Source organism: Acidovorax sp. ST3 (assembly GCF_003231145.1).
In the GTDB taxonomy this organism is placed as follows: domain Bacteria; phylum Pseudomonadota; class Gammaproteobacteria; order Burkholderiales; family Burkholderiaceae_C; genus Acidovorax.
On the sequence record NZ_QKVP01000141.1, the window covers coordinates 1 to 515 of the forward strand.

The 515-nt window shown below is 64.3% G+C and carries 1 pseudogene; it reads left to right on the plus strand.

The annotated features are described in order from the left end of the window. Positions 1 to 433, plus strand: a pseudogene (locus DNK89_RS24005) (AMP-binding protein); the annotation flags it as partial. Between the last annotated feature and the right edge of the window lie 82 nt (positions 434 to 515).

Genomic DNA, 515 nt, shown 5'->3' on the forward strand with positions numbered 1-515 from the left:
GACCGGATGCCGCTATCTGGCCGACGACCGCCAGACCAAGTATGTGCGCAAGGGCTGGAACCTGACCGGCGATTCCTTCTTCCAGGACGAGGATGGTTATCTGCACTTCGCCGCGCGCTCCGACGACATGATCATCTCGGCCGGCTACAACATCGCCGGGCCGGAGGTGGAGGCAGCGCTGCTGCGCCATGAAGCGGTGGCCGAATGCGGCGTGGTCGGCGCGCCCGATGACGAGCGCGGCCAATTGGTCAAGGCCTTCGTGGTGCTCAAGCCCGGCTTCGCGCCGAGCGAGGCACTGGTGGCGGCCATGCAGCAATTCGTCAAGGCGACGATCGCGCCCTACAAGTATCCCCGCGCCATCGAGTTCGTGTCCGCGCTGCCGCGCACCGAGACGGGCAAGCTGCAGCGATTCGCGCTGCGCAAGATGGCGTGATTTTTTGCATCAAGGAAATGCCATGGCAGCACCATTCATCAGTCAGGTAGAGGTCCGCTTCCGTCATTGCGATCCGGCGGGC